The organism is Streptomyces sp. iso_384 (genome assembly GCF_056172905.1).
The window spans coordinates 2,822,131-2,838,860 of the sequence record NZ_JBWBTT010000001.1 but is presented as its reverse complement, the minus strand read 5'-3'; the positions used below and the strand labels follow the sequence as shown (position 1 = coordinate 2,838,860).

General features: G+C 70.6%; 15 protein-coding genes and 1 pseudogene. 11 read left to right on the top strand and 5 right to left on the bottom strand.

Annotation, left to right across the window (positions count from 1 at the left end; translation table 11 throughout):
* Positions 1 to 39: 39 nt before the first annotated feature.
* Positions 40 to 129, bottom strand: coding sequence for a potassium-transporting ATPase subunit F (locus AC0VY3_RS12560; protein WP_103507597.1), 90 nt, complete (start codon positions 127 to 129; stop codon positions 40 to 42).
* A gap of 482 nt (positions 130 to 611) precedes the next feature.
* Here AC0VY3_RS12560 and kdpB point away from each other — a divergent pair, with 482 nt between their 5' ends.
* From kdpB to AC0VY3_RS12505, 11 genes and pseudogenes are all read left to right on the top strand, one after another.
* Complete coding sequence (kdpB, locus tag AC0VY3_RS12555) at positions 612 to 2,765, top strand: potassium-transporting ATPase subunit KdpB (RefSeq protein ID WP_103507596.1); 2,154 nt, start codon at positions 612 to 614, stop codon at positions 2,763 to 2,765.
* 300 nt (positions 2,766 to 3,065) lie between these two features.
* A complete protein-coding gene (locus AC0VY3_RS12550; RefSeq protein ID WP_103507595.1) occupies positions 3,066 to 3,872 on the top strand; it encodes an SDR family NAD(P)-dependent oxidoreductase in 807 nt (268 codons plus the stop codon).
* A gap of 14 nt (positions 3,873 to 3,886) precedes the next feature.
* A complete protein-coding gene (locus AC0VY3_RS12545) occupies positions 3,887 to 3,964 on the top strand; it encodes a 50S ribosomal protein bL37 (RefSeq protein WP_475551664.1) in 78 nt (25 codons plus the stop codon).
* Between the two features lie 52 nt (positions 3,965 to 4,016).
* Entirely contained in the window at positions 4,017 to 4,805 is a 789-nt protein-coding gene (locus tag AC0VY3_RS12540) for a GNAT family N-acetyltransferase (RefSeq protein ID WP_475549612.1), read from the top strand.
* Between the two features lie 53 nt (positions 4,806 to 4,858).
* Complete coding sequence (locus tag AC0VY3_RS12535; protein WP_475549611.1) at positions 4,859 to 5,356, top strand: hypothetical protein; 498 nt, start codon at positions 4,859 to 4,861, stop codon at positions 5,354 to 5,356.
* 548 nt (positions 5,357 to 5,904) lie between these two features.
* Positions 5,905 to 6,231, top strand: a complete 327-nt coding sequence (locus tag AC0VY3_RS12530) for a PadR family transcriptional regulator (RefSeq protein WP_103507592.1) — start codon at positions 5,905 to 5,907, stop codon at positions 6,229 to 6,231.
* The gene (locus AC0VY3_RS12525; protein ID WP_475549610.1) at positions 6,228 to 6,584 is read left to right on the top strand and encodes a DUF1048 domain-containing protein; all 357 of its coding nucleotides are present in this window, start codon (positions 6,228 to 6,230) and stop codon (positions 6,582 to 6,584) included. Before AC0VY3_RS12530 ends, AC0VY3_RS12525 begins: the two co-directional genes overlap by 4 nt.
* Before the next feature lies 1 nt (position 6,585).
* A complete protein-coding gene (locus tag AC0VY3_RS12520) occupies positions 6,586 to 6,912 on the top strand; it encodes a DUF1048 domain-containing protein (RefSeq protein ID WP_103507590.1) in 327 nt (108 codons plus the stop codon).
* 310 nt (positions 6,913 to 7,222) lie between these two features.
* Positions 7,223 to 8,224: an ATP-binding cassette domain-containing protein gene (locus AC0VY3_RS12515; protein ID WP_475549609.1), complete on the top strand. Its 1,002-nt coding sequence runs from the start codon at positions 7,223 to 7,225 to the stop codon at positions 8,222 to 8,224.
* Positions 8,221 to 9,012: an ABC transporter permease gene (locus AC0VY3_RS12510; RefSeq protein ID WP_103507588.1), complete on the top strand. Its 792-nt coding sequence runs from the start codon at positions 8,221 to 8,223 to the stop codon at positions 9,010 to 9,012. The genes AC0VY3_RS12515 and AC0VY3_RS12510 overlap by 4 nt, the downstream gene beginning before the upstream one ends.
* Before the next feature lie 1,316 nt (positions 9,013 to 10,328).
* Positions 10,329 to 10,451 (top strand): annotated as a pseudogene (locus AC0VY3_RS12505) (3-hydroxyacyl-CoA dehydrogenase family protein); the annotation flags it as partial.
* 132 nt (positions 10,452 to 10,583) lie between these two features.
* Here AC0VY3_RS12505 and AC0VY3_RS12500 read toward each other — a convergent pair.
* From AC0VY3_RS12500 to pheS, 4 genes are all read right to left on the bottom strand, one after another.
* Positions 10,584 to 11,114, bottom strand: coding sequence for an NUDIX domain-containing protein (locus tag AC0VY3_RS12500; protein ID WP_030088348.1), 531 nt, complete (start codon positions 11,112 to 11,114; stop codon positions 10,584 to 10,586).
* An 86-nt stretch (positions 11,115 to 11,200) separates the two neighbouring features.
* On the bottom strand, positions 11,201 to 12,550 hold the full coding sequence (locus AC0VY3_RS12495) for an NsdA family TPR-like regulatory protein (protein WP_103507586.1): 1,350 nt from the start codon (positions 12,548 to 12,550) through the stop codon (positions 11,201 to 11,203).
* A gap of 422 nt (positions 12,551 to 12,972) precedes the next feature.
* On the bottom strand, positions 12,973 to 15,486 hold the full coding sequence (pheT, locus tag AC0VY3_RS12490) for a phenylalanine--tRNA ligase subunit beta (RefSeq protein ID WP_475549608.1): 2,514 nt from the start codon (positions 15,484 to 15,486) through the stop codon (positions 12,973 to 12,975).
* Positions 15,486 to 16,625, bottom strand: a complete 1,140-nt coding sequence (gene pheS / locus AC0VY3_RS12485) for a phenylalanine--tRNA ligase subunit alpha (RefSeq protein WP_030632315.1) — start codon at positions 16,623 to 16,625, stop codon at positions 15,486 to 15,488. The genes pheT and pheS overlap by 1 nt, the downstream gene beginning before the upstream one ends.
* Between the last annotated feature and the right edge of the window lie 105 nt (positions 16,626 to 16,730).

The window sequence follows — 16,730 nt, the reverse complement described above, 5'->3', positions numbered from 1 at the left end:
CGGGCAGCGGGCGGCACGAGGTACCTCTCCGAGAGCTGCTCAGAACTTCCCCGGACGCATCACGACCGCCACCAGATAGCCGACCAGTGACAGGGCCACGATGAGTCCGACCCAGTTCTCCTCGCTCATAGCGATCAACTCCCTTGTGCTGCGGGCTGCCCCGCCCGAATTCGACCGGCTCAGAAAAACACGCGGGCCACCGTCGCCAGGGGAGCGTTGACGTCCCTCTTCCTTCGGCCGGAGCAATTCTGACGCCGCTTTGACGCGTTTCGGCATGATCCGTCAGAGCGCCGTCAAAGCCGTACGCGAAAGGCGGACCGCGCGCCCGGAAGCCCGTAGGTTCCTTCTCGGCCGCTCAGTGCCGTGGACGTCGATGGCCTGACCGTGCCCGGGCCACGAGGGCGCGTACGTCCTCCCATCCGGCGTCCGCGCCCTCGTGCAGCGACCACCACCTCTATACCGCCTCTATACCGCCCTGCGGTTGAACGGCCTCTTACCGCAGCCGCAGGCGGCATGCCCGGCCCTCGCCAGGGCCGCTGGGTGGAGTGTCCGTTCGTTCGTCCACCGGCCGCCGCAGCGCGGACGGCCGGGCTACCAGAAGGTCTCCCGCGATGCGCTCCGCCACGCCCCACCAGGCGCCTCCGATTCCCGCGCCGCCCCGTATTCCGGCTCCCCGGCGGCCCGGCCGTCGGCGGACCGGCCAGGGCGGTCTGCTCGACCCCATACAGCTGGTGACGTCCCTCCCGGACGCGCTGCGCAAGCTGCACCCGCGCGCCCTGGTCCGCAACCCGGTGCTGTTCGTGGTGGCCGCCGGCTCGGTCCTGACCACTCTGTCGGCCCTGCTCTCCCCGTCCGTCTTCACCTGGACGATCAGCGTCTGGCTCTGGCTGACCGTGATCTTCGCCAACCTCGCCGAGGCCGTCGCCGAGGGCCGCGGCCGGGCCCAGGCGGAGACGCTGCGCAGGGCGCGGACCGACACCGTCGCGCTGCGCCTCGGTCACTGGCGGTACGGGACGGACGTCGACCGGGCAACGACCGAGGCCGTCGCCGCGACCGACCTCAAACAGTTCGACGTCGTCCTCGTCGAGGCGGGCGAGATGATCCCGGCCGACGGCGACGTCGTCCAGGGAGTGGCGTCGGTCGACGAGTCAGCTGTGACCGGCGAGTCCGCGCCCGTGATCCGGGAGGCGGGCGGTGACCGTTCCTCGGTCACCGGAGGCACCACCGTGCTGTCGGACCGCATCGTCGTCCGGGTCACCTCCCGCCCGGGCCAGTCCTTCATGGACCGGATGATCGCCCTCATCGAGGGCGCCGAGCGGCAGAAGACACCGAACGAGATCGCCCTCAACATCCTCCTCTCGGCGCTGACGATCGTCTTCCTCCTGGTCGTGCTCGCGCTCCAGCCCATGGCCGGGTACGTGGGCGCGGCCCAGTCCACCACCGTCCTCGTCGCCCTGCTGGTCACCCTCATCCCGACAACGATCGGCGCCCTCCTCTCCGCGATCGGCATCGCCGGTATGGACCGCCTCGTCCAGCGCAACGTCGTCGCCCTGTCCGGCCGCGCCGTCGAGGCCGCCGGCGACGTGGACACCCTCCTCCTCGACAAGACCGGCACCATCACTCTCGGCAACCGGGAAGCTGCCGCCTTCATCCCCTTGCCCGGCGTCGACGCGGCCGCCCTCGCCGACGCCGCCCAGCTGGCCTCCCTCGCCGACGAGACCCCCGAAGGCCGCTCCGTCGTCACCCTCGCCCAGCGGCAGCACGGCCTGACCGCCCCTGCCGAAGGCGAACTGGCCGACCCCCGCTTCGTCGAGTTCAGCGCCCAGACCCGGATGAGCGGCATCGACCTCCGCTGGGGCGCCGGCCCCGGCTGCCACATCCGCAAGGGCGCAGCCGCTCAAGTGATCGACTGGGTCCAGATGTACGGCGGTACGGTGCCGGCCGAGGCCCGCACCTGGGCCGAAGCGATCGCCGCCTCCGGCGGCACACCCCTGCTCGTCGCCGTCCACGACGCCGACGGGCCCCGGGTCCTGGGGATCGTCCACCTCAAGGACGTCGTCAAGGACGGCATCCGGGAACGGTTCGCCGAATTGCGCGCCATGGGCATCCGTACGGTCATGGTCACCGGCGACAACCCGCTGACGGCCAAGGCCATCGCAGCCGAAGCCGGAGTGGACGACTACCTCGCCGAGGCGACCCCTGAGGACAAGCTCGCCCTCATCAAGCGGGAGCAGGCGGGCGGGAAGCTGGTGGCGATGACCGGCGACGGTACGAACGACGCACCGGCGCTCGCACAGGCGGATGTCGGCGTGGCGATGAACACGGGCACGTCGGCCGCGAAGGAGGCCGGGAACATGGTCGACCTGGACTCCAACCCGACCAAGCTCATCGAGATCGTCCGGATCGGCAAGCAACTCCTCATCACCCGAGGGGCCCTGACCACCTTCTCGATCACGAACGACGTCGCGAAGTACTTCGCGATCATCCCCGCGATGTTCACCGGCGCCCACCCCGGGCTCGAAGCACTCAACATCATGGGCCTGCACAGCCCCACCTCGGCCATCACCTCCGCCATCATCTTCAACGCCCTCATCATCGTGGCCCTCATCCCGCTGGCCCTGCGCGGCGTCCGCTACACCCCGGCATCCGCGCACGACCTCCTGCGCCGCAACCTCGCCCTGTACGGCCTCGGCGGTCTCGTCCTGCCGTTCCTCGGCATCAAGCTGATCGATCTGATCGTCTCCGCCGTCCCTGGCATCGGCTGAGATGCCGTCAGGGAGGCATCAACAGTCGTCACGAGCCCATCAGAGGGCCGTCAGAAGTGGGCTGTCGCCCTTGTCCCGGGCCACGGCCACGGCTTCGATGGGACCCATGAACAGCGCGTGGCTCCTGCTCGACCGGCCGCCTCATCAGGCGCCGCCGTGTCGCGTGCCCCGCTGCCGTACGGGCGCGTCCGCCCTGCGCTGACGCCCGCCCGGCCGCCTGTCCCGGGGCGCCGTGACCGTATACCGGTGCGGCGCCCCGCCGTCTTCCCAGACCACGTTTCCCAGACCTCAGGACAACTCATGGCTCTTTCCCTATCCGGTCACACCGTGCTCGTCACCGGAGCGACGTCCGGCATCGGCTACCAGACCGCCCGGCTGCTCGCCGAACGCGACGCAATGGTCCTCGTGCACGGCCGTACCGCCGAGGAGGCGCACGCCGCCGTGGACCGGCTCGTCACGCTCTCCGACGCGCCCGCCGACCGCCTGTGCGCCTTCGGGGCCGATTTCTCCCGCCTGGAGGAGGTCGAGCAGCTCGCCGTCCGGGTCCTGACGGAGCACCCGTACCTGGACGTGCTCGTGAACAACGCCGGCATGGCCGCCCCCGAGCGGCACACGCTCACCGCCGACGGCAACGAAGTTGCCTTCCAGGTCAACTTCCTTGCCCACTACCTGCTCACGCACCTGCTTGAGCCTGCCCTGACCAGCGACCCGGGCGGCCGGGTCGTCAACGTCTCCTCCTCCCTGCACCGCACCGGCTCGATCCAGTGGAGCGACCCCAACCGGACCCGCCGCTACTCACGGCTCGCCGCCTACGCCCAGTCCCAACTGGCGCTCACCGTCTTCGCCGCCGACCTCCGCGTCACCGCCGTCTCCGTACACCCCGGCGTCTGCGCCACGAGCCTCTTGCCGCTGTACGCGCACGAGGGCGAGTCGCCGGCCGAGGGCGCCGCCCACGTCGTACGGCTCTGCGACCCTGCCATCGAGATCGTCAACGGCGCGTACTACGACCGCGAACACCGCGTTCCCCCGGCCCCCGTGGCCACGGAGCCCCGCACCGTCAAGCGCGTCACCAAGCTCGCCGACCTCCTCGTCGGCCACACCGCCTGAAGGAGCACTCCGTCATGTCCAAGCGCGCCCGCAGGAAGAGAGCCCGCCGCAAGAAGAAGGCCAACCACGGCCGCAAGGCCGGCCAGCGCTGACCTCCCGGGGGCGGCCCGCCCGGACCGCCCCCACACCCGCACCGGAGACCCCGTGATCCCGTACCCCGCCCAGCAACCACCCTCCCCCGCCCGAGTGTTCCCGACCGGAGAACTCGGCACCGGAGCCCTCGTCGAGCACACCCTCGCTACCGGCCAAGGCCGATGGTGGACCGACCGTCGGGACCGGCCTCGCGCCGTGGCCGTCACCTGCGCCGGACACGCCCTCCTGGCAGGCGACCCCACCGCTCTCGCCCCCGCGGCCCTCGCCCCACTCGCCGGCCCCTGCGTCGAAGCCCCTGACCGCTTCTTGCCCGTCCTCGACGCGGCCTTCACTCACCTCCGCACCTGGGAACGGATGCTCTACCTCAACACCGCCCCCACATCCTTTCCACCGCGCGTGCCGCAGGGGCTGACCGTCAGGCGTCTCAGCGCGCCCGACGCACCGGCATTGTGGGCGATGGACCCGGCCATGGCTTGGATCCACGGCAGTTGGGGCGGGCCCAGCGCTCTCGCCGCCTCCGGACTGGGCTGGGCCGCGTTCCGCAAGGACCAGGTGCTCGCCCTCGCCTGCACCCGCTTCCTCGGCAGCCGCTACGAGGACCTGGCCTGCGCCACCGCGCCGGACGAGCGCCGCCGACACCTCGCACTGGCCTGCGTCACCGGCCTGACCGCCGACGTCGCTGCCCGAGGCCACCGAGCCACCTGGACCTGCTCCCGCGACAACCGCCCGAGCCGCCTCCTCGCCTGGACCGCCGGCTTCCGGCTGGCCAGGGAGTACGTCCACCACGTCACGGGACCTGCCGCCGTCAGCAGCCCGTCAGGATTCGGGGCGGCAGCATAGGACTTCCGTAAGGAAAACGTCCTCATTCGGTCACGAACCCTACCGTCGGCCCTGTGCAGCGATACGACGTCCAATGGCACTCCCAGGCCCGCGCCGCAGCTGGCTACGCGGTCCTCGTCACCCTCCTCGGCCTGTTCGTCGACGCGGTCGGCACCGGACTGACGGCGCCCCGCGCGACGGCCTGGACCGGCCTGGCCGCCACGCTCTTCGTGATCCTGCTGCCCCCGCGCGTCAGCGTGACCCCCGGTCGGCTGACGGTACGGAGCCTCGCCTCCACCAGGACCGTCCACATGGACGAGCTGGTCTCCCTCCGCTGGCCGATCGACGTCTCCGAGCGAGTGGCCGTGCGCGACGAGCACGGTACCCACGCCGAACTCGACCTGCGCCTCCTCCTCGCCAACCCGCCACTCTGGCTCCAGCTGGAAGCCGACGCCCGGACCTCACAGGACCGAGGCACCCTCATTCACGGCTCCCCCTGCCTCGACCGACTCGCGCGCCGGATCGACGCGGAGACGGCGCACACCGTCTTCGGATTCTCCCGGCTGGAGTGAGCACCACCGCGAGCCGACGGCGGTGCGACGGCCGTAGGGCGGGTTGGCAGCCACGCCGTTGCGGGCGTCGACGAGGGCCGAGCCGGCGGCCAGGGCGCGGTCATCGTCAGCTGCCGGCGGCACCGGAGCGGGAGGAGCCTGCGCCTGGGCGCAGTCCGCTCCCCGTGGGCAACTGCGGCATGTCTGGTCACACCGAAACGCGGATCAGCCTCTCACGAAGCTCCTCCGCCGCTGGGACTCCGCTGTACCGGCGCAGGCGGACGCGCATGTCCTGGCGGGGGCAGGCCGCAGTGAGCTCGGCGAAGAGGGACGGCCGTCTTCAAGAAGGGCTCGGACAGCGGGGTGATGTCGCAGGGCGCCTCGTACCCGTCCTGGCTGGAGTCGGCGCCTCGGACCGCCAGCGCCGAAGCCGTTTGTGGGCGGTGGGACGGGAGTTGCCCATCTCCGCGGCGACGTGCGCGACGACCACTGACAGCTCCCACTACTCGGTGATACCGTATAGTGGTACTCGGTGCTACACAGTACCGCTGGGCCGAGGAGGACGCGCGATGGACGACCTGACGGAGATGCTGAAGGGCACGCTCGAAGGGTGCGTGCTCGAGATCATCGACAGCGAGGAAACCTACGGCTACGCCATCACCCGTCAGCTGAACGAGCTCGGCTTCACCGACGTCATCGAGGGGACGGTGTACACCATCTTGCTGCGGCTGGAGAGGAACAAACTCGTCCAGGTGACGAAACGGCCGTCGGGGGTTGGCCCGCCGCGCAAGTTCTACGCGCTCAACGATGCCGGCCGCGAGGAACTGGCGAAGTTCTGGACGAAATGGCAGTACGTCTCATCACGTATCGACAAGCTCAAGGAGGGTGGGAGATGAACTTCTGGGAGACCATCACAGGCAGTGATCTCACCAGGGAATGGAAGGCGTTCGAAGCCCGGGCCGAGGCCCTGCCGGATGACTATCGGGAGGCGTGGGACCAGGTCAAGGCCCACCTCCTTCCCCATGGGGACTTCACCGGCCGCAACCTGATGCCGATCCTCGACGCAGCCCTGGGGCTGCTCGAAGAAACGGCGGCGGACGGGCAGAGCGTCCACGAGGTGCTCGGCGACGACATCCGGGGCTTCTGCACGGCGCTGGCCGGCGGAGAAGGGGCCAGAACCTACCGAGACCGGTGGCGCGAGCAGCTGAACAGGAACGTCGCAAGGAAACTGAACCGGCTGGGAGGCTGACGTGGGCATCCAGGACATCATCGAGGGCAAGAAGCAGTGGCGGGCACATACGGCTCGGGTCAAGGCACTCCCGCCGGACTACCGGATCGTCTACAAGGAGATGCAGAAGTACCTGTTCAAGGTCGGCCCGGTCGACCTGCCTGACGGGCCTCTACTCCCCGGGATCGTCGACTTCTTCGAGGAAGGCGTCGCCGCAGGCAAGGGGGTCCTGGAACTGATCGGCACGGACGTCGCCGCGTTCTGCGACGACCTGGTCAAGGACTCACGCACCTATGCGGACGTCTACCAGGAGTCCATCAGCAGGAAATCCGGCACGGAGAAGAAGTAGCACCCGCCGCCCCCTGGCCGTGGGCGTAGCCCCGCACGCGCGGTTCGTTCGCCTCGGCGCAGCGCAAACCGGCGCGGACCGTCCGGCCGCCGGAAGTCGCCGCGGATCCTGTCCGCCGAGGCGGTCGAGCCGGCTGGTGAGACCTGGCTCAGTCCTGCCCGTGCCCTCGGCGAACAGGTGTCCCACGGCGGGCCGCTCGACACCATTCCCCAAGGCGAAACGACTGACGCGTGGTCACGGGCATTCATGCAATGCGAGTTGCGAAGCAGCCTCCACTCACCCTGCGCTCAGCCTTCGAAAGGAAGTCACCATGCCTCCATCTGTCATGCCCACATCCATTAGGGGTGAGAGTCACCCGCCGCCGGCCGCCGTCTCCGCCGTCGGGCTGCGCAAGTCGTACGGGGAAAAGATCGTCCTCGACGGTATCGATCTGCGCATCCCGGCCGGGTCTGTGTTCGCGCTGCTCGGCCCGAACGGCGCCGGAAAGACGACCGCCGTGAAGATCCTGTCCACGCTCGTCACCGCCGACGCCGGTGACCTGCACGTCGGCGGGCACGACCTGGCCGCCGACCCACAGGCGGTCCGTGCCGCGATCGGTGTCACCGGGCAGTTCTCCGCCGTCGACGGGCTGATCACCGGCGAGGAGAACATGCTCCTCATGGCGGACCTGCAGCACCTGCCCAAGCAGGAGGGACGGCGAGTCGCCGCCAATCTCCTTGAGCGCTTCGACCTCGTGGAGGCCGCGAAGAACCCCGCCTCGGCCTACTCCGGCGGCATGAAGCGCCGCCTCGACCTCGCGATGACCCTGGTCGGCAGTCCGCGGATCATCTTCCTCGACGAGCCGACGACAGGGCTCGACCCGCGCTCCCGCCACAACATGTGGGACATCATCCGCGGCCTCGTCTCCGACGGCGTGACCGTCTTCCTCACCACCCAGTATCTGGAGGAGGCCGACGAACTCGCCGACCGCATCGCGGTGTTGCACGACGGCAGGATCGCCGCCGAGGGCACCGCCGAGGAGCTCAAGCGGCTCATCCCGGGCGGACACATCCGGCTTCGCTTCACCGACCCGGTCACGTACCAGTCCGCCGCTGAAGCCCTGCGCGAGGTCACCCGCGACGACGAGGCACTGTCGCTGACCATCCCCAGCGACGGCAGTCAGCGCGAACTGCGCTCCATCCTCGACTGGCTCGACTCTGCCGGTATCGAAGCGGACGAGCTGACCGTCCATACTCCCGACCTCGACGACGTGTTCTTCGCCCTGACCGGCCCCGCCAACGTACCCCGCCAGCCCGAGGAGACCGTCCGATGAGCTCCCTCTCTCTCGCTGTACGCGACTCAAACACGATGCTGCGCCGCAACCTCCTGCACGCGCGGCGCTACCCGTCGGGGACCCTGAATCTGCTGCTCACGCCGATCATGATGCTGCTGCTCTTCGTCTATATCTTCGGCGACGTGATGAGCGCGGGCATCGGCGGCGGAGGCGCGGACCGGTCCGACTACATCGCCTACATCGTCCCGGGCCTGCTACCGATGACCATCGGCAGCACCGTGATCGGGGCCGCGGTGTACGTCTCCATGGATATGACCGAGGGCCTCATCGCGCGCTTCCGCACGATGGCGGTCTACCGCCCGTCGGTACTCATCGGGCACGTGGTCGGCAGCGTGTTGCAATCCGTCATGAGCGTAGTCCTCGTCGGCGCCGTCGGCGTGGCCATCGGCTTCCGCTCCACGGACGCGACCATCCTGGAGTGGCTGGCGGCGCTCGGGCTCATCGTGCTCTTCGCCCTGGCGCTGACCTGGATCGCGGTCGGCATGGGCCTGGCCAGCCCCAACCCCGAGGCCGCCAGCAACATGGCCATGCCGCTGATCCTCCTCCCCCTCATCTCAAGCGCCTTCATCCCGGCCGGCACCATGCCCGGCTGGTTCCAGCCGATCGCCCAGTACCAGCCCTTCACCCCCGCCATCGAAACCCTCCGCGGCCTCCTCCTAGGCACCGAGATCGGCCACAACGGCTGGATCACGATCGCCTGGTGCGCCGGACTGATCGCGCTCGGCTACCGCTGGTCGACAGCGCAGTTCAACCGCGACCCGAAGTAGCCGCGACGACCACGCCGGCCGCTTCCCGCAACCCGCAACCCGCCCCGCCTGTCCCGTCCGCGTGCAGATCTACAGCCTTTTACCCCGAATAGGAACTGGTTTCGTCAAGGGCGGCACAAGGGCTGCGGACCAGAGCCGCCGAGCCCTGCTCAAGCAGGGAGGGGCGGGGGGCACGTCATCGGACGATCAGTGCCGGGCGCCATGCGCGCCGCCCGGCAGAGCCAGTCACGGCCGGTAGATCATTTCCATCAGGCCGGCGGCGATCAGAGCCCACGCACCGCCGCCGATCAGCCACCACGAGTTACTGGCAACCCCGGCCCCGATCAGGAGCACGGCGCCCAGAAACAAGGCGTATTCGGTGTGCCGCAGGCCCCGAGTGAATTCCGGTGCCTTGTCCCGGCCGCCCGGACGCCTGGTACGGGCCCGGGAGAAGGGGTGCGGACGAGTGCCTCTTCGGGGGCGCATGGCACAAGCCTAGACACGACCGAGGCCACGTGGCAGGGCCTCGTGTCGAGAACGGCGTCAAGATTGTTTATCGGCTTCCCGTGCGAACAATCGTGGTGCCCGCCCGCAGGGCGGACGGCTTGAGGTGGTGACGCCGAGGTGGCCGCGGTCTCGCCATCCGGCGCAGGTGGTCGTGGCCGGCTTCGCCGCGGCGGTCGCGGCCGGGACCGGCCTGCTGATGCTGCCGACGGCCAAGGCCGGGCCCGGTGGTACCGGTCTGCTGGAGGCGCTGTTCACCTCCACATCCGCGGTGTGTGTGACCGGCCTGATCGTGGTGGACACACCCGTCTACTGGACCGGGTTCGGGCAGGCGGTCATCCCGGGGCTCCTCCAGGTGGGTGGCTCAGAACCTCGCCGCGTGGCTCGGGGGCCTACGCCTCACTCCGCACTACCGCACGCGTCTGAGGCGACGCCTCAGCCTGTTCCCGTGATCGCCTGGCGCCAGGCTGGTGTCCTACGCGTCGGCGGCCAGGTCGGCGAGAAAGCGGAGAGCTACGGTTCGCGCGTACACCTCCACCCCGTCTACGAGCGCTCACGGCCGGACATGTTCCACGTCCTGCGCCACACCTTCGCGAGTGTGCAGCTGGAGGCCGGCGACACCATCGTGAGCGTGGCAACCTGCTGGGGCACTCCTCCCCGAAGGTCACGCTCGACTACTACGCTCACTTCATGCCTGGCGCAGGCAAGCGCGGGCTGGCCGCGATGGACACATGGCTCGTCTGATGCAGGATCGAAAGTCCCCGAGAAGTCCCTGGCGCCGCCAAAGCCGCCTCGCAACCGACGAAAGCGCAGGTCACAGGGATGTACGCGGCGCCGACCAGTTGTACGCGGAGTACAAGGAGCCGCTGTACGCCGCTCCCCCGCTGCTCCAGCGCATGGTCGACGCGGGGCGGCTCGGCCGCAAGACGGGGTCGGGGTTCTACCCGTACGCCTGAGGTCCGGTACGCGCGAGCCCCGTACGCTCGCGTCCCGTACGGCTTTCGCTTTCAGGAGCCGGTCCCGGTCACCCCGGGGCCGGCTCCTCGCGCGTGCAAGGCTCACGTACGGGACGCGCACGGGACCAGGGGTCAGCCCAGTCTCAGGTGGTGCAGCATCAGCAGGGCGGCCGCCATGTTCGCGGCGGGCACCTCGCCCCGGGCGATCATGTCCGGGACCACCTTGAGCGGTATCCACTCCCGGCGTGAGGACTCGAAGGCGTCCGTGGGCTGCCCCGTCCAGTGCGCCTCGTCGGACCAGTAGAGGTGGTGCCGGGCGTCGGTGAGGCCGTTCGACGGTTCCACGGTGAGCAGCGGGCGCAGTTCGCCGGGGCGCCAGCCGGTCTCCTCCTCCATCTCGCGGGCCGCCGCCGCCGCGATGTCCTCGCCGTCCTCGACGACGCCCGCGGCCAGCTCCCACCCCCAGCTGTCGGTGATGAACCGGTGCCGCCAGAGCAGCAGCACCTCGTTCGCCTCGTTGACGACGGTGGCGGCAGCGACGGGTCGCAGCCGGATGACGAAGTGGTCGAGACGGCTGCCGTCGGGGAGCTGGACGTCCGCCAGATTCACCCGGAACCACGGGTTCTGATACACATTCTGTTCGCTTAAGTTCGTCCACTGCACGGTTGTGCCACCTTTCGACATGTTGGGGTCAACATGTCAGCAGGCTCGGCCGCAGTGGTGAACGAAGGACGGGGCGTCGGTGGAGCTCACAGAGGCACGCGGAGCGCCTCGTCGATGAGATCGGTGGTTCCCACGGCGTCGGCGCAGCCGCTCGCGGCCAGCTCGCTGCGGACCTGCCGCAGCCGGTCGCGCAGCCGCTGGGACTCCATCCCCCGGGCCCGTGTCGCCATTTCGGCAGCTGTACCGGCCGCGCGGTCGGGTTCGCCCTGAAGCAGCTCGATATGACTCAGCATCGCGAGACGGTGCACGCGCCCCCGGTCGTGCGCCGGGGCGCGCACCGCGGAGGCCGCGTGCTCCCGGGCGGCCGGCAGATCCCCGAGACCGAGGAGCGCCTCCGCCACCTGGACGTCGACCAGGCCCGGCTGGACGTACCCCGTCTCGTCCGGCTCCCGGCCGGTGTGGATCCGGCCGGCCTGGGCCTCGGCCCGCCCGATGCAGGCCCGGGCGCTCGCCGCGTCGCCGAGCCGGGCGTACGCCTTGGCCTGCATGGCGTGCAGATCGGCGGCGAGCGCGGGGGTGATGTGGGCTCCGGCGGCCCGCAGCGCGGCCTCGGCGAAGGCGACGGAACGGCGGTAGTCGCCGAGGAAGAGCGACTGGGTGACCAGCAGGGCGATCACATAGCCGCCGAGCCCCCGGTCCCCGCTGGACTTGGCGAGCCGCAGCGCCTGATGGAAGTAGCGCTGGGCGAGTCCGTGCGCGTCGGAGTCGTAGGCGCAGATGCCGGCCACCGCCACCAGCCCGGCGGTCGCCCGGTGCAGGCTCCGGCCGAGCGCGTCGCTGTAGCCGCCGCGCAGCAGCGGCGCGGCCTCCGCGTTGAGGAAGCGGACGATCCGGGACCTGGTCGCGACGCCGCCCGTCTTGCGGTACATCTGCTCGTAGTGGTCGCGGGCCGCCTTGAGCATCGCTATGTCGGCCGCGCTCACCCGGCCCGGTCCCGGCCGTGAGACATCGGTGTCCTCCGGCGGGTTCTCCCACTCCCAGACCGGCATCACCGCCGGGGTGCCGGTGACGGCGGGCACGGTGGCCAGGTCCGGGCGCCGCTGTTCGTCGGAGCGCCACAGGGCGGTGGCCCGCTCGACGAACCCGGAGAGCGAGGCGCCCTCGGCGCCGGTGTCCGCCCCCGGCGCGGCGCAGGCGCCCATCCCGATGTCGTCGAGCCCGACCGGCCGCCCCAGCCGGCCGGCCAGCACCTCGCAGATCAGATCGGGCACCTGGCCGCGCGGGCGCTGGCCCTTGAGCCAGCGGGAGACCGCCGTGTGTTCGTACCGCAGGCTCAGACCACGGGTCAGGCCCGCCCGGTTGACGTGACCGGCGAGGCCCGCGCGGGACATGCCGGCCTCCTCGATCAGAGCTTCGAGCAGGACATTGGGCTCCATCGTCCCCCCAGGTGCGTGTCGCAATGAGCCTAGTGGAGCACGATTCACACGGGGTGTGAACGGAATGCCCGAACCCTCCTGCTGTGCGCTCTGCCGCACGGATCCCGGGCTCGATTGAATGAACTCCCTCGCAAGAGGCGGCCGGGTCGTCGGCTCCCCCTCGTAAACGGCCCACGACCCGCACCCGCGCCGTCCGCACTGCTGACCTGCCCGACACTCCGAGGCAGCGCGGACGGCGCCCGGACCGCACGGCCCACTGACCGACGACGAAGGAGGGTGGCTGCGGAACGGCGGCCGGAACCGCGTTCCTCCCGGTTCCCGCTCCGGATCCGGCGTGTGGTCCCTCCGTCGATCGGCGGGACGGAGAAGGGGCGTATCCGGTGGCCGGATACGCCCCTTCTCAACGCTGTCGCGCCCGCGGACTACGCCCCGCGCAGCACCGCGCCCGTACGCTCGGCGGCCAGGGCCACCGCGCTGTCGCGGGCGGCCGACGCCTCCTCGACGGTCAGCGTGCGGTCGGCGGCACGGAAGCGCAGCGCGTACGCCAGGGACTTGTTGCCCCCGCCGATCTGCTCGCCGGTGAAGACGTCGAACAGCCGCAGCGATTCGAGGAGTTCACCCGCGCCCTCGCGCAGCGCCCGCTCCACGTCGGCGGCCGGGACGTCCCCGGCGACGACGAGCGCGACGTCCTGGGTCGCCACCGGGAAGGTGGAGATCCGGGGCGCCTGGAGCGCTCCGTCGACGGCCTGTTCCAGGACGTCCAGCTCGACCTCGGCGGCACAGGTCCGCTCGGGCAGGTGGAGCGCCTTGATCACACGCGGGTGCAGTTCGCCCGCGTGTCCGAAGAGGGTCTCCTCGCCGTTCACGGTGACGTACAGCGCGGCGCAGCGGCCCGGGTGCCACGGGGCGTGCTGGTCGGCGCGGACGATGACCTCCACACCGGCCTCCGCGGCGATGGAGCGGGCCGCTTCGACGGCGTCCGCCCACATCGCCGGGGTGCCCTTGCCCCACCAGCCGGACTGCTCGCGGGCGCCCGCGAGGACGACGGCGGCGCGGCGCGGCTGACGCGGCAGGGCCGCGTTCAGAGAGGCGATCTCCTCGTCGGTGGGGCGGCGGTCGACGGGCAGCCGGACGGCCTGCTTCTCCTCGCCGGTGGGCCGGAAGACCAGGCCGGTCTCGAAGAGCGCCAGGTCGTGGCTGCCGCGGCCGTCGTTCCGCCGCAGTGCGCCGAGCAGGCCCGGCAGCAGCGTGGTGCGCAGCGCCGGCTCCTCGTCGGAGATCGGGTTGACCAGCTTGACCGTACGGCGGCGGGCGTCGTCCGCCTCCAGCCCGAGCTGGTCCAGGACCGCGTCGCCGATGAACGGGTAGCTCAGCGCCTCGACGTAACCGGCTCCGGCCAGCACCCGGCCGATGCGGCGGTGCAGCCGCTGGCGGTCGGTGAGACCGCGGCCCGAGGGGGGCGTCGGCAGGGTGGAGGGCAGGTTCTCGTAGCCCTCCAGACGGATGACCTCTTCGGCCAGGTCGTTCGGCTCGTTCAGGTCGGGCCGCCAGGACGGGACGGTGACGATCAGCTCGTCCTGCCCGTAGACGTCGCAGCCGACCTGCTGGAGGCGGCGGACGACGGTCTCGCGGCCGTACTCCACACCGGCCACCTTGTCCGGGTGGTTCGCCGGCACCGCGATGGTGCGCGGCGCCGAGGGCGAGGTGATCTCGGTGACCCCGGCCTCGGCGGTGCCGCCCGCCAGCAGGACCAGCAGGTCGACCGTGCGCTGCGCGGCAGCGGCGGCGGCCTGCGGGTCGACGCCGCGCTCGAAGCGCTTGGACGCCTCGGAGGACAGCTTGTGGCGGCGCGCGGTGCGGGCGATCGAGATCGCGTCGAAGTGCGCGGCCTCGATGACGACCTCGGTGGTGAGCGCGTGCTCGCCGTCCGCGTCGGCGATCTCGGTGTTGGCGCCGCCCATGACGCCCGCGAGGCCGATCGGCCCGCGGTTGTCGGTGATGACCAGATCCTCGGCGTCCAGCACGCGCACGGTGCCGTCCAGGGTGGTGAGCTTCTCGCCCTGGGTGGCGCGGCGCACGCCGATCGGCCCGTCGACCCGGGTGCGGTCGTAGGCGTGCAGCGGCTGGCCGAGCTCCAGCATCACGTAGTTGGTGATGTCGACGGCCAGCGAGATCGGCCGCATCCCGGCCTTCTGGAGGCGCCGCTGCATCCAGATCGGCGAGCGGGCCTCGGGCTGGAGACCGGTGACGGTGCGCGCGGTGAAGCGATCGCAGCCGATCGGGTCGGAGATCTGGACCGGGTAGCCGTACGCGTTCGGCGCGGGCACGTCCAGGAGCGCCGGGTCGCGCAGCGGCAGCCCGTAGGCGGTCGCGGTCTCGCGGGCGACACCGCGCATGGACAGGCAGTAGCCCCGGTCCGGGGTGACGGCGATGTCGAGGACCTCGTCGACGAGCTGGAGCAGCTCGATCGCGTCGGTGCCGACCTCGTGCTCCGGCGGCAGCACGATGATGCCGTGCGTGCCGTCGTCGCCCATGCCCAGCTCGTCGGTGGAGCAGATCATGCCGTGCGAGGTCTTGCCGTACGTCTTGCGGGCGGCGATCGCGAAGTCGCCCGGCAGGACCGCGCCCGGGAGGACCACGACGACCTTGTCGCCGACCGAGAAGTTACGGGCGCCGCAGACGATCTCCTGCGGTTCGCCGGTGCCGTTGGCCGTGCCGACGTCGACCGTGCAGAAGCGGATGGGCTTCTTGAACCCCTCCAGCTCCTCGATGGTCAGGACCTTGCCGACGACCAGGGGGCCCTTGAGGCCCGCACCGATCTGCTCGACGGTCTCGACCTCGAGGCCCACGGAGACGAGCTTGGCCTGTACGTCACGGCCGGTCTCCGTCGCCGGCAGGTCGACGTACTCCCGCAGCCAGGAAAGCGGGACGCGCATCAGATCTCCATCCCGAACGGCCGGGTGAACCGGACGTCACCCTCGACCATGTCTCGCATGTCTTCGACGTTGTGGCGGAACATCAGCATCCGTTCGATGCCGAACCCGAAGGCGAATCCGCTGTACTTCTGGGGGTCGACGCCGCAGGCGGTGAGCACCTTGGGGTTGACCATGCCGCAGCCGCCGAGCTCGATCCAGCCCTCGCTGCCGCAGGTGCGGCAGGGGCGGTCCGGGTTGCCGACGGACTCGCCGCGGCAGACGTAGCAGACCATGTCCATCTCGGCGGACGGCTCGGTGAACGGGAAGAAGTTCGGCCGCAGCCGGGTCTTCATGTCCGGCCCGAAGAGCGCCTGGACCATGTGGTCCAAGGTGCCCTTCAGGTCGGCCATGGTGAGGCCCTCGTCGACGGCGAGCAGCTCGATCTGGTGGAAGACCGGGGTGTGCGTGGCGTCCAGCTCGTCGGTGCGGTAGACCCGGCCGGGGCAGACCACGTAGACGGGGGGCTTGCGCTCAAGGAGCGAGCGGGCCTGGACCGGCGAGGTGTGCGTACGCAGCACGACGCCGGACTCGTCACCCTCGGTGGCCTTGCCGTCGGGCGTGGTGCCCTGGACGAAGAAGGTGTCCTGCATCTGGCGGGCCGGGTGGTCGGGCACGAAGTTCAGGGCGTCGAAGTTGAACCACTCCGCCTCGACCTCGGGGCCCTCGGCGATCTCGTAGCCCATGGCCACGAAGACGTCGGCGACGCGCTCCATGATGGTCGTCAGGGGGTGGCGGGCGCCGGCCGGGGTGCGGTCGTAGGGCAGCGTGACGTCCACGGCCTCCTCGACGAGCACCCGGGCGTCCCGCTCGGCCTCCAGCTCCGCCTGGCGGGCGGCGAGCGCCTTGGAGACGGCGCCGCGGGCCTGGCCCACGCGCTTGCCCGCCTCGGCCTTGGCCTGCGGGGGCAGGGCGCCGATCTCGCGGTTGGCGAGGGACAGCGGCGAGGTACCTCCGGTGTGCGCGGTCTTCGCCTGGGCGAGCGCGTCGAGGTCACCGGCGGCGGCGAAGGCGGCGAACGCCTCGTCCCGCAGGCGCTCGATCTCTTCCGGTTTCAGTGCCTCGACCTCGACTGGGTCGTACGACTTGTTCGGTGCCGACATCTCTTCCCGTGCTTCCGATTGGCTGATGGCGCGACCCCGCTCGACGACCGGAGGACGCAAAGGTGCCAAAGGTCGAGTCTAAAGGCCGCAGGACGGTCGAGGAGC

Excerpts from the sequence above, each read along its gene's own strand:
- AC0VY3_RS12560 (WP_103507597.1), bottom strand. The coding sequence starts at position 129 with ATGAGCGAGGAGAACTGGGTCGGACTCATCGTGGCCCTGTCACTGGTC.
- kdpB (WP_103507596.1), top strand. The coding sequence starts at position 612 with ATGCGCTCCGCCACGCCCCACCAGGCGCCTCCGATTCCCGCGCCGCCC.
- AC0VY3_RS12550 (WP_103507595.1), top strand. The coding sequence starts at position 3,066 with ATGGCTCTTTCCCTATCCGGTCACACCGTGCTCGTCACCGGAGCGACG.
- AC0VY3_RS12545 (WP_475551664.1), top strand. The coding sequence starts at position 3,887 with ATGTCCAAGCGCGCCCGCAGGAAGAGAGCCCGCCGCAAGAAGAAGGCC.
- AC0VY3_RS12530 (WP_103507592.1), top strand. The coding sequence starts at position 5,905 with ATGGACGACCTGACGGAGATGCTGAAGGGCACGCTCGAAGGGTGCGTG.
- AC0VY3_RS12525 (WP_475549610.1), top strand. The coding sequence starts at position 6,228 with ATGAACTTCTGGGAGACCATCACAGGCAGTGATCTCACCAGGGAATGG.
- AC0VY3_RS12515 (WP_475549609.1), top strand. The coding sequence starts at position 7,223 with ATGCCTCCATCTGTCATGCCCACATCCATTAGGGGTGAGAGTCACCCG.
- AC0VY3_RS12510 (WP_103507588.1), top strand. The coding sequence starts at position 8,221 with ATGAGCTCCCTCTCTCTCGCTGTACGCGACTCAAACACGATGCTGCGC.
- AC0VY3_RS12495 (WP_103507586.1), bottom strand. The coding sequence starts at position 12,550 with ATGGAGCCCAATGTCCTGCTCGAAGCTCTGATCGAGGAGGCCGGCATG.
- pheT (WP_475549608.1), bottom strand. The coding sequence starts at position 15,486 with ATGCGCGTCCCGCTTTCCTGGCTGCGGGAGTACGTCGACCTGCCGGCG.
- pheS (WP_030632315.1), bottom strand. The coding sequence starts at position 16,625 with ATGTCGGCACCGAACAAGTCGTACGACCCAGTCGAGGTCGAGGCACTG.